This window comes from Halobellus rufus (assembly GCF_000739575.1).
Lineage (GTDB): Archaea > Halobacteriota > Halobacteria > Halobacteriales > Haloferacaceae > Haloquadratum > Haloquadratum rufum.
Window position 1 is genome coordinate 1 of record NZ_BBJO01000001.1, and the last position, 16315, is coordinate 16315.

Consider the following 16315-nt stretch of genomic DNA (forward strand, 5'->3'; position numbering starts at 1 on the left):
AATTACCGAAAAACGGCGTGCTGAACTCGAAGCCCTCCCTGGAGCCTCGTCATGGCACGTGGACCGGTGGATTGCTCATCGGCAGGCTTTCGAAAACGATGAGGTCGTGATTCTAAACAAGTCCGCCTTCGACGACCTTCACGATACGGAGCCTCTCCTCTTGGACATAGAAACGGATCTTCAACAGGATCGGATCTGGCTGGTCGGCACCTACAGTTACCAGAACGATGCGTACCGACAATTCTTCGATCCGGACGACGAGTCAGCACTCCTTCAGGCGCTGTCTGAGTACCTTAATGATCATAGCACCGAGCCAATCATCTACTACGGAGGGAACTACTTCGACGAACAGTGTCTCAGTCGCAGATTCGACGAACACGGCATCACCGAGGGGATCGGCCATCTGGAGCGAGCACACGACCTCGGGATTACTGCACAACAGGAACTCTTCGGGCCCTTCAATCGGCATAAATTGGACGTCGTAGCGAGCGCACTCGGCTTTGAATATCAAGACCCGACCGTCGATGGATTTGTGGTCGGGGGCAAGTACACGCGATACCTCCTCGACGGCGAAGAACCAGACTGGGACCGACTCAAACAATACAATAACGACGACGTGACTGCACTGAAAACCATCGTCGACCACATCAAGTCATAGTTTTCTCACGCGCCACGACCCGTAGCCGCGTTCCTCTGACCACCGTTCCCTGAGGTGAATCAAATAATGTCGTCACTCACACCAGCGTCGAGCGGCGCTGATACAGCACAATCCGTTCTCCCCGACCGCCCGGCTCAGGCCCGGCGTTCCTCACAACGGACGCGCCGACTCACTGAGTACATCCAGGCTCACACCGGCAAAAACATCGAAGTCGTCCTCACATCACACGTCCAGACTGCGTGCGTTCTCCCGGCAGACGCCGATCGCTTAATCGACGCCGATGCGACCGACTTCGACCAGCAGGCCGCCCAGCAGCTCGTCGATGCCGTCGACGGCGACTACCTCGTTCTCATCTCCACCAATCCGGCAAATCTCGATAACCTCCCGCTCGACGACCAGCTCACGGCCGACCGCGCCCAGCAGTTCGGCCTCTCACTACACGAACTCGGCCACATCCGCTACACGAACATCTCGACGGTCGCCGACCACCTTGACGAGCGCGTCGACGAAGAGTATCAGGAGTTCGTCCACGGCCTCATCAACTACGCCGAGGACGCCGCGATCGAACACCAACTCCGAGCGGCACAAAGTCAGCTCGCCGCCGACCGCCTCGAGCTCGTCAACCGGAGTCTCACTCAGATGGCGAGCGATCTCCCCGACACCGCTACCATCACCTTTACCTACCGGGACGCGATCCAGTCCTACCTCTACGACCACGGCATCTACGACTCTGGAAAGAGCGACGTCCTCCTCGACCCGGACGACCCTCGGATCACCTTCCAGTCCCAGGATGACGCGGCGGCCTTCGCGCAGACACAGAACGCGCTTGACGACCTCCTCGCAACCGTCCTCAGTGAACCCGACTCCGTGAAGCGTGGGGATGCCGTGCTTGACTGCTGGGAACAGACTATCAAGCCGCTCCTCAACCAGATGGACGAGGACAACCACCAACAGGGTCAAAAAGACGAAGACACCGCCGCAACGGGTGGCAGTAGTCCGAACACGCCCCCGTCGCCTTCTCAATCCGACTCGTCGACGCCCGACGAGTGCGAGCAGGGCGAGTCGTTCGACCCGTCCGCTGACACGGACGCAGAGACACCCGATGAGTCGCCGGAGGATGCACCCAGTGAGGACGGCGCCGCAGACGCCGACCCGAGTGACGTCTCGGAGTCGCCAACCAGCGACAGTCCGGAGACGTCCGGAGACACTCCTAACGGCGAGCAGGGTGAGTCGCCCGCTGACGGCGACCCCTCGGAGGCATCGAGTGACGACGCTTCCGCGGAGCCGCCGGCGGACTTCGACCCAGAGAACGTCTCCCTCGAGCAGACTCAGGACGGGCTCTCCACAGACGTCCTCGCCTACCCGGACATCGGGACGGCAGACACCGCTGACGAGCTCGCTACCGACGACGCCGAGTCCACTGACGTCGACGTCGGAGCCGCGTCTGAGACCGCATCCGATGTGGAGTCCGATGCCGAGCCTAACCCCCAGGCCGAGTCGATGGACACCTCCCCGGACGAGGGCGAGAGTGACGATCCGTCGGACGAGTCGGGGACGGATGCTAGCGGTGCAGACTCCGTAGACGGAGAACGTGACAGTGGTGTTGGAGCGTCCAGCGGCGACGATCTTGAGTCCACGTCCGACGAGGTCGAAGAGCCGGCGGCCGAAGAGAGCGGCATCGAGGAGCAGGGAGACGGAAAGGCCACCGAGGGCGCCGCAGACAGTAGCGGAGCATCCGATGCGTCGAGTGCCCCGTCGAACGGGCAGGCGTCGCTTTCGCACTTCCTCGGCGGTGACCGCGCCGAGCGCACCAGCGGTGAGGCCGCGAGTACCGCCGAGGAGGCGACCCCAGATGGCTCAGACACCTCAGATACGTCCGACACTACCGGTGGAGACGCGGCTGGCGGCACGGACGGCGGCGACACAGACGCCACGGAGAACGAAAGCACCGGCACGGCAGGTGAGGATGAAGCGGACATCGACTCAGACACGCTCGACGGCCCCACTGATGACGGCACTGTGCAAGACGGCGAGATGGACAACACCGGCAAGCTGGCCGAGGAAGCCGCAGCGCCGCTCGCCGAGCCAGCGTACGATGATTCCCTCGACGAACGAGCCGACGCGCTCAGCACGGACCACGACGCCGCTCACGAGGAAGCTGACCGCGCCACTCCCGATCAGGACGCGCTCGAACGCGACCTCGAAGAAACCGTAGCCGCTCTCGAAGATCTCGCGAACGACGGCGACACCGACGAGAGCCCCGACACAACGACCGCACGGCGACGTGGCGGCGCCGGCGCAGAAAAGGGGAGTCTCGACTCGCTCTCGATCCTCCCACAGATCGGTGAGCAGGCACCTCCTGCGAGGTGGCAAGCCGCGACCGCGGGTGCAGACGCCGTCGGTGGCACCCTCCGGATGGCGCTCCGAGAGAGTCGCCGCGACCAGACCCGCAGCGGTGTCACCAGCGGGAGCTTCGACCGGCGCCGCGCTGGCGCCCTCGCCCGCGGCGACGTCGACGCCTTCAGCGTCCGCCAGCAGGGCGACGAGAAACAGTACGACCTCGTCCTCGTCCTCGACCGCTCCAGCTCGATGAGCAATCTCATCGACACTGCCGAAGACGCTGTTGCACGGTTCGCCCTCGCCTGTGAGGACCTCGGCATCAACGTCGCCATTATGGACTTCGTCTACGGGGACGCCCGCCTCATCAAACCATTCAGCGTCGAAACCGATCACGTCCAAGCGAGTCTGATGAGCGGCGAAACGGCTGGCGGGACACCCCTCACTGATGCTCTCGGACTCGCCCGCCGCCTCCTTGACCAGCGCCGCGACTCCCCCCTCGTCATCATCATCACTGATGGTAAACCCGGCTCCGCAGACGACTACCAGCAGGAGCTCCAGCAGACGTACGCGCCTGTTTGCGGACTCACGCTCGCTCTCGACACTCCCCACGGACAAGCTCCGGAGCGAGCGAAGGATGTCGAGCAGTTCTACGACCGCCATCTCTACGTCCACGACGCCGCCGACCTCGACCGCCGCCTCGACCAGTTCGCCGTGATGTTCGACGGCCTCTAACTATGAGCACCGACACCGGCTACGCCCCCACGCCGCCCCGCGTCGCCGACTTTATGACAACCAGCGTCTTCGGCATCGACCGACCCACGAGCGAGGATACGGTCTTCTACCCCGGCCTCGGCACGGGACACCTCTACGACGCTGTCCACCGCTACTGCACGCCCGGCGATGGCTACGTCTCAAAATTCGACTACGATCCCCCGCAAGGCGTCGCGTACGAGATCGATCCAGAGCTCGTCACCGAGTTCAGGCAGACACATCCTGACGCCGCCATCAAAATCTACCAGGCAGACTTCCTCACGGCGACGATCGACGAACGCGTCGACTACGTCCTCGCGAACCCTCCGTACATCCACTACAACGACCTCCCCGATGATCGCCGCAATCAGTACACCGACCGTTTCGATACCGCTCACGGTCAGTACAACAGCTACTACCTCTTCTTTGAGCAGGCGCTTCGCGCCCTCACGCACGGCGGCACCCTCACCTTTCTTACCCCTATCCAGTATCTCTTTGCGGACAACGCCCAGCCCCTCCGTCGTCTCCTCAGTCGGCACACGTTCGATGCGTTCTACCTGATGCCGGACGCGATCTTCGACGAGACCACCCAGACGATGATCACCACGCTCCGCAAGGTCGAACATCCTCCGCCGAACTTCGCTTGGTCCCCGCCTAGTGAGTCCGACTTCTGGCTCAAACCCCTCTACCGTTATGAACATGACTACTTCTTCCCCGACCGGACGGATGATGAGAAGACCGCTCTCTGGGCCGAATATCGAGACCTCGCCCGAAACCTCCGCGGACCGGTCAGACGAGCTACTACCCGCCGCTCCAAGACAAGGCAATCTCCCCCCGAGCAGGTAGAATTCATCGAGTACTACTTCGGGTCGACTGTATCCACTGCCACTAGCATTCAAGCAGAGCTATCCAAGTTCGGGTGACCATCCGAGCGACCGCCCTGTTTTATTATGATGGTAGAATTAAATGTTCATTCATCTTTTAACTCGGTGATCGTATACGAGACATCTTGTTCCAAATATAGGAGGTTGGCTTGGACGGGCTCAAATCGGATTTTCAGCCGGGTTTGTAATCCCTCCGGCTCCTCCATCATTTCTAATTCTGGCGGAAGATGCAACGTTTCCCCAATGTCACTAATATCGTTCGACCATTCCTCGGCGAAGTCATTTAATTCGTCCAAAGCCTCTTGTAATGTCATCGTCGTACTCACTTCGTTCTTAAACGGCCGGTGGCGGGTTTCTGCCCACTCCTCCACGAGATCCTCATCTTCCTCCGGTATGTCCTGTTCTGGGAGATGCAGCGGATTGAAGAACGGACCGAGTTTACGCTGCTGGACAACCCTCCCATCAGCTGTTTCCGCTTCCACCTCCACCCATGACACAGCAGGCCGCATCGCCTCATCCAAGCCATCATACAACGTGGACAAATTCGAGGCAGACTCTATTACATCAATCTGCTCGTCGACAAGAAAACCAAGGGTCCGAATTTCTTCATCAATATGCTTCTCAAGCTGGGCAAGCCTCCGATACCAATCAAGGTGCTCCCAATCAACCGGCGGGACTGATACCTGAGACTGTGGCCGTAATTCACCAACATTTCGTCCCTCTGCAATAAACTGAATGGACTCTAACGCGTCATCTGCTGCCGCCTTCGCAAACCGACACACTTCAAAATAGTCTGACACCGATATTAACGTATTACTGAAGGACCAGTTGACTTGGCCACTAAATTCTCCGTACTCCTCAACGACCGCTTCGAACTCATCACGATCCATCGCATCGATATGGAACAAGTGGTACGCACCGTCCTGCCTGGGATCAAATGAATACTGCACCGAGTGCGGGAACTCGTCCGTATACTCCTCCTCATCTACAATAATGAACTGAGCCCGTGTCCCGTCACTATACATCCGCAGCTTCGCCGGAAGCACCGTCGCAAAGGGCGTCGTCTGCACACCGTCCTGTAGCGAGAACCCCTCAACCGGGGTTACGTCAAGCCACAGCACTGGGATCGGATGCTCCTCCGACGCTTGCAACACGTCTCGAGTCAAGCCATCATTGAGGAACCGCAAATTCTCTGTCCGGTATAATTCGCCGTCAATGTATAGCTCAAGTGCTGGATCGTCCATTAACTCGAACACAGCATGGTCTGGCACGTTGCGCAATCCCGTGACTTCACCGTCATAATAGAGATAACGACCATCATCCTGTAAACTGGCCTGCACCGCAACATTCCCATAATACAGGCCATTACTGTCCGTCAGGATCCCAACACCCTCAATCGTGTCACCGACCTCCATTGGCGCTTGATCCTGCCGTCCTTCGCGTAGAGCGGCTTCTTTTGCCTCGATCTCGTCAATCACGTCGGTGATCGTATCGCATGAATCCAAGTTACTGCGGACGACATCCAAGATCATTCGCGTTCGTGATTGAAGTCGCTTCACGTCACGTTCTAACTCGGGAAAATCACGAGCTGCATCATGCACAATTTGACTGCGGATATCGTACATCCACTCGAAGATCGGTCGATATTCTTCTTCGAACTTCGGCATAATCTGGAGTAGACGCATGGCTCGTTCCGCCAGCTGCTCCTTCTTCCGCCACACGGCGCGGTCGGGAACGAGAACGTTCTCTAGGGCGATGATGAATTTCAAGAACTGATCCTCAGGATGGTAGCTTTCTAGGCCGTACCGGAACCAGCGAAGGCTGTTTTTGTATCCCTGCTCCAATTCCGATGGATTGTCAGAGATGTTGAAGAACGATTGCTGCCGGTCAACGTGATTTCTCACCTGCTCTGTCGACAACACCGAGCGATGGCCATACCGCTGGTTCCAGGACTTGAACCGGTTACTCGTTCCATCGGGCTCGAATTCGTAGAAAATGTAGCTCGGCTGCTGAAACGGCGACGCAATTAGGCCGTGATCGCGATAGAAATTCAGGGCGTCTAGAACCCGGGAGAGTTCTTCCCGCATCGCCTTCCGCGTGACACCGCGTACTGGGCCTGTCGTCGCCATATAAGCGAACTTATCAGCTAAACCGAGGTCGTGGTCGACAAACGATTCGGGAAGAACATACTCCGCCTCATCGGACTCCGCGCTTTCGTCCTCAACCTTCAATCGATCCCGGAGGTCAAAATCGCTGTGAGACTGATCGTAGATGGTGATTTGCCCGGCAAACAAGCGGTCGACATCGAGATCACAGTCAGGAAGAGGGATGTAGTACTCGCGTCCATGATTGGTCCCGGAGAGTGTGTCGATAAGGTTGTCAATCCGTTCGTCGTGAGAATCGAACTCATCTGTAGTGAACGCATTTAGCAACCGGTCTATATCTGTTTTCGACTGTTCTACAGCCTCCGCTTTCCCAAATGTCCAGCCATCAGATCGTAGTTCAGCTGATAGCTGAGCGACTATCGTGCGCAGCGTGTCCTGGCTGATGTCCTCCTCGTAGTGGAGGAATGACGCAATATCCTGGATGAGCGCGGATTTGTAGCGGTCGCGAAAATCAGGTGTTCTGAGATCGCTGATTACAGTGGCTAACGCCGCCTGCAGGTCTTCGATATCCGCTTCAACCGAGGATTCGCGTTTCGCAAACTCAGCGATTACACCGCCAAGTTCTGCATAGAAATCATCGACTGACTTCTCAATCCCATGGTCTTCAAATACCGTTTCGAGTTCTGACTCATCGTAGTCAACCGAGTCGTTCAGTTCACGTTGTAGACGCTCGGCATCTGACTGTCGCTGATTCTCATCAATTTCGAGATAATCATCCAATTGCTCACGGATGTCAGCAAACTCACCGCGCTGTATATCATCGAAGCAGGCCTCAACGTGACGAACTTTTTCCAATATTTTCCCTCGATTATGAGGCTGATCGATAAGCGTCGTCTGGAGACTTTCTAATAAGTCTACCAGTTCCTGACGAGGGCTTGATCGATATCGCTCTGTATCAATGACTTCCCTCCAAGCGCCCTCCAATCGTCGGACACGCTCATCCGAAGTAGAAAAATCGCGGACTCGGAATTTACCTGATACCATAGTATACCTCCTTTATGAAGGAGTATGTTAAAAACAGGCTGGTGAAATCCCGCATCGCTGTCTGAACCATTGGCTGATGGCTGATTAGGAGGATTTCGACAGTTCTTAGATGGTAGCAATTGCGCGATTCGCGCCCTGAGGGCACCGTAAGAAGGGTAAATCTCTATGAGTTCGGTGGTTAGAAGGGCTCTACATCCAGGAAAACATAGTCAGTTTGCAAACATACCCCTTTTTACTGGGCCCTCGCGCCCTGTATTCCGCAGACTAGTATTATCAACTGTCGATGATTGCTATGGAGCCGGTGCTCAAGCACGTCGAATGAGTCTACCTACTGAACGGGTGCGGTATTCTCACACGCCCGGTCACTACCTGCCGTCTTCTCATAGTACCCTGAGCACCCCCAGAACTGGCGGTTCTTCCCTTTCGGAGATTGGAGCACCATCGGCCGACCACAATCCGAGCAGACCTTTAGTTCGTCCTGCGTTGCCACCGCGTTCTCGAGTTTCTCACGAAGATTCTGTGGCCACGTCTGTATCCGATACGTCCGCTTTGGCTTCCGCAGCGGCCGCCACGTCGGCTCCTCGCCGGCGTCGGCCACGTTCAGCAGGAGGACCGACTTTATCGCGTCTGAACCAGCTTCACGACTCGCGTTGTCTTCGCAGTCGATCGACGAGTATACCCGCAGGCACTTCTCCCCGTCATCCAGAATCGATTCGTATACCCATTCGTCGGTCCAGCCGTACGTCTTCCGCTCAAAATCGACGCTGACACCCTCAAGAAACGTCTCGAACTCGCGACGTGTGATCGGGCGATACGTCTGCGCTGAATCATCCGAGTCGTGCTCCTCGACCATCGCGTCCGTACCCACTCCATCGCCCGCAGCTACCGACTGTTCGGTCGCACCATCGTCTGGCGAGTCGTCTGCCGTCTCGACTGGGTCCGAGGTGTCTTCTGGTGACTCCGCACCCGGCCACACGACATCGCGGAAGACGCTTGCCTCCGAGTCATAATCGGCGACGATCTGCACGGCACCGACGTCTTGGAGCTGCTCGCGAACTCGATCCGGGAGGGAGGCATACGCGGACTCAGACACTGGATAGCTCTTGATTGGGAGCGAAACGACGTCGAAGACCGTTAGCTCACGATGCGAAGCGTCTCCGAAGCGCATCAGATAGCCGGTCTGGCTCGATAGTTGTGTGCGGGATTCGCGTAACGCCTCGGCAATCCCCGGTCGCTGCTCTGAGTCTACATCGGCAGTCGCGAACAGTGTAATGACGTCGTACTCTATCCGCCCCCGCGTGCTGTTCGGTGGCATAACTCATCCTCCTCGTCCAGATAGTCCTGTCCCCTTGCTTAACACTCTTACTCTGAACAGAATAGGATCAGGTTCCCCCGCAACCGCTACTGGCTACGAGCGCCACCGTCTGCTATGGCCTCAGATCTCTCCTCGACATCAACGTGGTCGTTCTCCCATTGCCGCCGCTCTGCGAGTAGCTCGCGAGCAGCATCGGTGAGCTCGTACGAATTCGTACGGTCGTCGATTTTGCCCTTCTTGAGGAGTCCTTGCTCGACGAGCCTGTCGAGATTCGGATATAAGCGACCGTGGTTCACTTCCTCGCTGTAGTATTCCTCAAGTTCGCGTTTAATTGCCAGTCCGTAGGGCGAATCCTGATCACCGACCGCATACAGTATATCCCTCTGAAATGCGGTTAGTTCTCGCATCACACCGATCTTCATTCGTACTCCCTTATATGACTGTGGGGTATGACCCTCCAAATTTGCCCCAACTAGCGGTCTCCCCTGTGATTTCTTTCGCGCCACAAGTGCAGACGCATGGCAAAACCGAATCAAACGCCAACGACTCCCGACGATATCCCGTTCCCCCTCCTCGAGCGGGGCGATGTTGTCCGCCTCAAGGACCCCTACGAGCTCGCACCGAGTCGGTATCTCGCTACCGACACCGAAGCCACTGCAGCTGCGCTCGCTGCTACGAGCATTGACCCCGATGACCTCCCCGACCATCTCGACATCGAGCACGTCCTCCACTCCCCTCAGTACGAGGAAATCGACTCCGCCCCACCCATTCGCACCTTCACGCACGGGATCGTCGCGGAAGTCGCTACCCGGTACCCCGCTCGTGACTTCGATCTGCCGGACGGCCGCATCGTCGACTACCAGAGTGTCGGCGGAGGCCCACCTCGAAATGTCGCTCTCTTCCTTTTCAATCCCGAGACTGGCCTCATCTTCCTTGACCACGGCGCCGGCGAAACCGGCCGCCCTACTTTCGTTGACTTCCACATTCAGTGCCTCATCCTCGTCCAGAAGCACAACGAGGCCTATTCCCACCGCGAAATAGACATTGGGGCTGTCTACAACCTCTGGGGAATCACCGATATCGTCGACACACTCCCGGGCGACGACACCGACGAACCAACCGAACCGCAGCCCTTCCTCTCTTTGACTGAGACCGGCCCCGCAGCGGCCGCCAGCGGTTCTTGGCTCAGCGTCGACCCTGATCGCCTCATCAGGTCACTCGCCGCCGAAGCCCAAGAACGGCTCCAGAACGAGAGTCCCAGTCTCTATGACGCGATCCACAACACGATCGAGTCCAACCGAGCCGACCTCTGGCGTGAGCTCTCCTTCGTCGAACAGATAGCACTCGCCGACCAACTCACCGAAATGTACAGCCTTGAGGACGCCTACGAAACAGAACAAGCCAGCGAGGCACCCTACGGTAGTGAGGATTGGCGTGAAGCCATCCTCAGCGGTTACTTCTGGCATATTCTCCAGAGCGCGATCATAGCCGTCCTCGACGCCGACCACGACGACCTTTGATCGAGTGCCTCCCTTGTGAGTGTCCAAAGATTCTGTCAGGGGTAGTACTACCCCTCGCGTTTCTCCTCGTCCACACTGAGTCGAACGGTGCGATCGAACTATGTCCACACAGCCCTCAACGAAAATCCTCTGCCACTGGTCAACGATGGTCGACACTGCGACCAACGTCGCCATCGACTCGAACGATCAGTCCCATCGCGTCGTCATCCGGGAATGGCCTGACCGCCCCCAGGTCGACATCGTCCACGAGCAGCGCGTTGGCGCAGGCGACGACTGGCAGACAGCGGATCTCAAGGAAGTTCACCCACTCGTCCACCGAAGCACGACTACGCTCTGTACGTGGGTAAAAACGCGTTATGACCGAGGGATCGCAATGGCGAGCTACCGGAACGATATCGAGCATCGGGTCGTTATTCGCCCTATCGAACCCGCCGATGGTTTCGAGGTCGTTCACGAACGCCGCGGGCCCAGCGAGGACACCTGGACGACCGTCGACGACCACCAGATCACCGCCTAGCCACACACAGACTGATGCCACGAGACAGATTCATCGGCGACAGCCAGAGGATGCCCTCGAAGCGTTCATCGACGGGTGGTGTCGCAAACACGAACGAGACGGCTACAGCTATGCCTACCAAGTCAAGCGAATCACCGAGGGTCCAGAGGACAAGCCGAACGCCGACGCGAAGTTCCGGTTCACGCGAAAAGAGACGCTCTACTCGCCGACCTACCGGGAATACGAGGGCTACATCTACGAGATACACGACGGTCGGTACGCGGTTGAACACTGGGATAGCCACGTTGATCGAAACACGCCACCCCCGAAGCCTCCGGGGAAGACACCGCGCCGTCTTCGCGGACGGCGACCGCGCGACACGCGATACTGATCCAGTACGTCGAAACACCCGTTTTGTTGCGGGCTGACTACAACACAAGACGACGGCCCCCGACCACCACACCAACGCGGACGGGGACGCTGAACTACGATCCCGACTGGCCCGTGCCCTCGCTACCAGCGGTTTCGAGGACGTCCTCATCACCGACCGAGAGACCGCCAAGAAGGTCCTCACGGTGAAGCGCCAGCAACTCATCTCCCGCATCCGTGAAGGCGACATCAAGTTCGTCCGCGCCCTCGCCGATGGCCTCGATCGCGACGTCTCCGGCGTCAGTCGCGACCTCAATCTTCTCTTTGAGGCCGATACATCGAGTTCGATACCGACGACCAACGCAAAATCCCCTACCTCAAGCACGACACTATCGTCGCCGAACCCATCGCGTAGCGACCTACGGACTCGGGCGAACGCTGTCCGGGAGACTCGGGACACGGTCACGAAGCTCAGTGAGGCAAGTTTCGAGGATTGCCATCGGATTCGAGTCTGTGAAGGATGCAGACTCACGGTGCGGTGCTGGCCACGCTTCGTGGTCAACTTGGAAATGGCTTGGGCCGAGCTTCTCGTGGGTTTTGTCTTGATGCCAGCCACATGACCACGGGGTCCTCGGTTCATTATACTGAATGCGGAACTCATCGCGCTTGGAATGGGGGCGCCACTCGAATTCAAGTGTCGCGTCGCCAGCATCCGTGTTTTGGTCAAAAAAGACCGCGCGATCGAGGGTCGCTACGAGACGGACTGGCCGCATCGGACTTGGTTTGGCTTCTACGGTCGTCACGCCAGCTTCCCGTTGAAGTCGATTTGTAACCCGTTTGTGGACCTCGTATCGGTGGAGATGCGTGTCTCCAGAAATCGGTGGATTTCCCATTTTACTGTCACCGAGTCAGTTGGCGGAGGCAATACGACTCTCACGAGTCGCCTCAATCGTATCATAGAGCTGAATCGCCTGCTTAATGAGCATCGCTTGGTGCTCATAGTAGTCCCAATCCTCCGCGTCGTGGCGCCGCTGCTGGCGTTCGGATGCCGGAAGATCATCACCGACGGTCGCCCGAAGTTCGTCAGCGGACTCCACATCGTACTCCTCTTTCCACTCGTCGATATCGTCCCGGATTGCATCTAGTTCAGCCGTGAGTTCGTCTTTTCGATGGTCGTTGACGAGGTCACGGATCTGATCGAAATACTGGGTGACTGGATCTGGATAGTAGCGGGTCTCGCGGCCCCGCTGGATCGTTGCGAGTTTATCCGCTTCGACCAGTTGCGTGAGATACTTTTCAGCCGTGTTTCGGGCAACCCCAGCAGCCTCAGCGATCTCTCCCGCATTTTTTGGTTCACGAACCGTCATCGCAACCTCCCGAATCCGGGCGACCTTTGCCGTGTGATCCGTGGTTCCAGAGTCGCTCATACACGTATTCGGATCTCCAGCACCATTACTGTTTTGAATCCTAGTTCAAAATATTGAATTAGTCTTGTTTTTCGCCCGCATACCGACGAACGGGCCTCGCATCCATCGCTGCGACGCCGTTCGAAGAGGAGATTCACTATGATCGACTTCGAGTCCGCAATCCAGTCAACACTCATCCAGCTCAACGATGAGCATAGCCACACCGAGCTCGACCCCTACACTTTCCACCCGAGTCAGCTCGCGAAGTGCCCCCGCCAATGCTACAACTCAAAACTCGGTCTTCTCGACCATACCGACGCGCTTGGCACCTTCCACACAGGAACCACCATCCACGAGTTTATGGAAAACGAGGTCATCCCAGACCTCGACGTCGAAATCCAGCGCGAAGTCGCAATCGAGATGGAGGTGGACGGGCTTACGATCATCGGCCATGCCGACCTGTACGAGCCCGGCACCAACACTGCCTACGACTACAAGTCGCGAGCCAACTGGTATCGGTTCAATCCACCCATCGAGCGCCATCTGGATCAGATCTATCTCTATATGAAGGCGCTTGGCGCGTCTCAGGGTCAGATTGTGTACCTCGCGAAGTCCGATCTTGAGGTTCGGACGTGGCCACCGGAGAGTGCCGGCATCGATGCCTTCGGTCCCGACCCGGGGCGTGTCCAGGACCTTCTCGAGAAAGGTAAGCACATCGCCGCCACAATTATCGACGAGGGCTACCCGACGAGCAAAGAAGACATTCCCTTCAAGACGTGCGACTGCTGGCTCTGCGAGAAGGAATCCCTTCGCTTCGATCATATCCAAATGGATACCGACTCGACCGTAGCGCGCAACGCACTCGGAGTAGAAGGCGACGATACAACGGACTTCGAAGCGACTGAGGATGACAACAGCGGGGACGCTACAAGTAGTAGTGAAGTCTCCCAATCTCCTGCTGACGTCTGAACACTATCATCTACCGCCTTCATTCTCATCTGTCTCCGGCAAACCGCTTTGATGAATTCTATCGAGAACTCAGATTAGCTCAGTAACCCAAGATCGTTGAGCCGATCTTCGATGTTTACGAGGGCTTTTTCAGCGTCATCGAGTTGTGTTCCACCAGTGATGACGAGTTTCCCACTTCCAAAGAGGAGTGCGACCACGTCCGGGTCATCGAGTCGGTAGACAAGCCCGGGGAACTGTTCAGGTTCGTATTCGACGCTTTCGAGGCCCAGACCGATCGCGATCGCATTCAAATTGAGTGTGTGGTCGAGATCCCCACTCGAGACAATATTCTGAATTTCAATCTTCGGCGATGCTGCGACATCGACCCCCAACTCGCGGAGTTCGTCGAAGACGTGCTTAAGCGCAGTCGTCACGTCATCAACGCTGTTCGCTCCCGTACAGACGACTTTCCCCGAGCGGAAGATGAGTGCTGCGGCTTTTGGATCGTGCATCCGATACACGAGTCCCGGGAAGTTATCGGGGTCGTAGTCGGTCGCTCCTAAATCCCCAGAGAGCGTTTCGAGGTCGAGTTCTTGACCGATATCGGACGAGGCAACGACGTTCTCGACTTGAATTGACTCCGTTGTCATACTCATAGGGATATCTACCAGTCACGAGTGTCTTAAAAACAGGTGGGTGAATTCGAGCGATGGGGGTAGTACTTTCTGACCGAGCTAGAGGTCGCGGGGCTGGACAGTTTTCCGATCGTTTTCCTCGGCACGACGGGCTGCATCTTCGAGCACTTCAGTTACTTCGTCGTCCAGTGCTTCGTAGAAATCCGCCGAGACGTTGTGGTCGTTGAGTGCTTCTTTCACGGCCGATTTGACAATCAGGTCTGCCATACACTCAGGTTGTTCTCTCGTCCTCTGTATAAACATACAGATATCTGACTCGGTTCCTCTAGGAGTGTTCACGGCCACTTTCAGGGCAACAGACGTATTCAATAGCACTACGTATCAAGTAGTAGGACGATGCACGATCTGACTGGATTCCAACGGGACCTCCTGTACGTGATCGCTGGCCTTGATGAGCCCCACGGCCTCGCCATCAAGGAAGAACTCGAAAACTACTACGAGAAAGAGATCCATCACGGCCGACTCTACCCGAACCTCGACACGCTTGTTGAGAAAGGGCTTGTCGAGAAAGGAGAGAAAGATCGGCGAACGAATGTCTATACGCTTACGCGTCGTGGGCGTCGTGAAATCGAGGCTCGACGCGAGTGGGAGTACCAGTATGTCGAACCCGCAGAGTCAGCTCCTGCGTAGATACGCTTAAACAGTCAATCCGACTATCGAACGAAGTTTACTCCTCTCCACTATTATATCATTCAGATGGACGACGACGTGTTCTTCGAACAGCTACAGTCAATCTGTTCAGATGCTGTTGAGTCGTACCGGGCGGAGTACCCGGACGCACCACCCCTAACCGAGTCACTCCAACAGAATTCCGATGGCCCCCTCGCGAGCGAGGCTGACCTCCACGAACGGTTCGATGAACTCACGCGATTTTACGACGATCTTCTCGATGTCGATTCCACACAGTACCGCGAGATGTGGCGCAAGCATCTCGTTTACGACTGTTCGCGTAGGGAGCGTCTCGCACTCCTCACGAGCGATCTGCCGGCCTCATTGACGCTCGTGTTCATCGAAGGGCGATATTCCGCGCGGACGGGCAGAATCGGCGTGAGCCCAGGCCAGCTCCCCGAGACGACGGCGTACACGTATTTAGCGTCGGAGTTGTGCCACGCGTATCAGCACCAGTTTGACTCACCAACTTGGAAGCACCCATACTTGCAGGAAGGTTTCGAGCAGGCTGTGTCAGTCTGTACGCAAGCTCATTTCGCCACTGAGCTACAGTACGACTTCTTGGCTCATCTCGCGGAGAGACAGCATACGAAGACGCTCTTGGAGGGCGTCCTTGCCCACGGAACGCGTCGAGGCGGGATCACACCGGCAGCTGTTCGTGAACTCGGTGTTACCGACGAGGAGCTGGCTGCACTTCGATCTCATCGTTTGTGGCGACCTCTCGGATATCTTCGCCCTCGATACTGGTGGAGCGACGTTGCGTTCCTCCCTGAATACGCTCTCTTCGGCTCATTGCTCCTCGTGAGTGAGACAGCAGACGTTTCGGCTCCCTATGCCCGGGCGTTCCACGGCAACCACCCGTGGACATCAGCTATCGACGAAATCACTGCCTCAACGCCCGGCTGGCTCTGGCGCTTCTATCATCAATAACAACCATCCTGACGGACGAAGGCGAGTCTTCAGCTAGCTTATCGACCTGTTCAAGCTCCTACTCCTCGGGATCAGCGGCCGTCCTCAATAGGTTTCATCGTGGCGTAAGTCCGATGGGGACCATAGCGTGACTGATCGAGAAACCAATTACAGGAGAGCAATTATGCTCGACTCGCTCTGTTACTG

At 57.2% G+C, this 16315-nt stretch carries 15 protein-coding genes; 9 read left to right on the top strand and 6 right to left on the bottom strand.

Features of this window, described 5'->3' with window-relative positions:
* The 3 genes from ACP99_RS00005 to ACP99_RS00015 form a co-directional block, all read left to right on the top strand.
* Positions 1-658 (top strand): ribonuclease H-like domain-containing protein (locus ACP99_RS00005; protein WP_231554180.1); only part of this gene is annotated, 658 nt, incomplete at its 5' end.
* 66 nt (positions 659-724) lie between these two features.
* Positions 725-3730, top strand: a complete 3006-nt coding sequence (locus ACP99_RS00010; protein WP_049984629.1) for a VWA domain-containing protein — start codon at positions 725-727, stop codon at positions 3728-3730.
* Between the two features lie 2 nt (positions 3731-3732).
* Entirely contained in the window at positions 3733-4671 is a 939-nt protein-coding gene (locus ACP99_RS00015; RefSeq protein WP_049984630.1) for an Eco57I restriction-modification methylase domain-containing protein, read from the top strand.
* A gap of 47 nt (positions 4672-4718) precedes the next feature.
* Here ACP99_RS00015 and ACP99_RS00020 read toward each other — a convergent pair whose 3' ends face one another.
* From ACP99_RS00020 to ACP99_RS00030, 3 genes are all read right to left on the bottom strand, one after another.
* Entirely contained in the window at positions 4719-7781 is a 3063-nt protein-coding gene (locus tag ACP99_RS00020; RefSeq protein WP_156105551.1) for a HEPN domain-containing protein, read from the bottom strand.
* A gap of 328 nt (positions 7782-8109) precedes the next feature.
* A complete protein-coding gene (locus tag ACP99_RS00025) occupies positions 8110-8874 on the bottom strand; it encodes a zinc ribbon domain-containing protein (RefSeq protein ID WP_156105552.1) in 765 nt (254 codons plus the stop codon).
* Positions 8875-9182: 308 nt separating this feature from the next.
* The gene (locus ACP99_RS00030) at positions 9183-9503 is read right to left on the bottom strand and encodes a PadR family transcriptional regulator (RefSeq protein WP_049984633.1); all 321 of its coding nucleotides are present in this window, start codon (positions 9501-9503) and stop codon (positions 9183-9185) included.
* A 111-nt stretch (positions 9504-9614) separates the two neighbouring features.
* Between ACP99_RS00030 and ACP99_RS00035 the strand changes: the two genes are divergently transcribed.
* From ACP99_RS00035 to ACP99_RS21580, 3 genes are all read left to right on the top strand, one after another.
* Positions 9615-10616 (top strand): hypothetical protein, encoded by a 1002-nt coding sequence (locus ACP99_RS00035; protein ID WP_049984634.1) that lies wholly within the window; start codon positions 9615-9617, stop codon positions 10614-10616.
* Between the two features lie 145 nt (positions 10617-10761).
* The gene (locus tag ACP99_RS20285; protein WP_049984635.1) at positions 10762-11133 is read left to right on the top strand and encodes a hypothetical protein; all 372 of its coding nucleotides are present in this window, start codon (positions 10762-10764) and stop codon (positions 11131-11133) included.
* A 518-nt stretch (positions 11134-11651) separates the two neighbouring features.
* Positions 11652-12101 carry an HVO_A0114 family putative DNA-binding protein gene (locus ACP99_RS21580; protein WP_449271586.1) on the top strand — a complete coding sequence of 150 codons (450 nt, stop codon included), beginning with the start codon at positions 11652-11654 and terminating at the stop codon, positions 12099-12101.
* Between the two features lie 288 nt (positions 12102-12389).
* On the opposite strand, the gene ACP99_RS00050 is transcribed toward ACP99_RS21580, so the two are convergent.
* On the bottom strand, positions 12390-12908 hold the full coding sequence (locus tag ACP99_RS00050; protein WP_049984637.1) for an ArsR/SmtB family transcription factor: 519 nt from the start codon (positions 12906-12908) through the stop codon (positions 12390-12392).
* A gap of 138 nt (positions 12909-13046) precedes the next feature.
* On the opposite strand from ACP99_RS00050, the gene ACP99_RS00055 reads away from it, so the two are divergent.
* Positions 13047-13856, top strand: a complete 810-nt coding sequence (locus tag ACP99_RS00055; protein ID WP_197052300.1) for a PD-(D/E)XK nuclease family protein — start codon at positions 13047-13049, stop codon at positions 13854-13856.
* A gap of 74 nt (positions 13857-13930) precedes the next feature.
* On the opposite strand, the gene ACP99_RS00060 is transcribed toward ACP99_RS00055, so the two are convergent.
* On the bottom strand, positions 13931-14491 hold the full coding sequence (locus ACP99_RS00060) for a TATA-box-binding protein (protein WP_049984638.1): 561 nt from the start codon (positions 14489-14491) through the stop codon (positions 13931-13933).
* Positions 14492-14569: 78 nt separating this feature from the next.
* Entirely contained in the window at positions 14570-14737 is a 168-nt protein-coding gene (locus ACP99_RS00065) for a DNA-binding protein (RefSeq protein ID WP_049984639.1), read from the bottom strand.
* Positions 14738-14866: 129 nt separating this feature from the next.
* Between ACP99_RS00065 and ACP99_RS00070 the strand changes: the two genes are divergently transcribed.
* Positions 14867-15160, top strand: a complete 294-nt coding sequence (locus tag ACP99_RS00070; RefSeq protein ID WP_049984640.1) for a PadR family transcriptional regulator — start codon at positions 14867-14869, stop codon at positions 15158-15160.
* A gap of 66 nt (positions 15161-15226) precedes the next feature.
* Entirely contained in the window at positions 15227-16129 is a 903-nt protein-coding gene (locus tag ACP99_RS00075; protein ID WP_049984641.1) for a hypothetical protein, read from the top strand.
* The last annotated feature ends 186 nt before the right edge of the window (positions 16130-16315 follow it).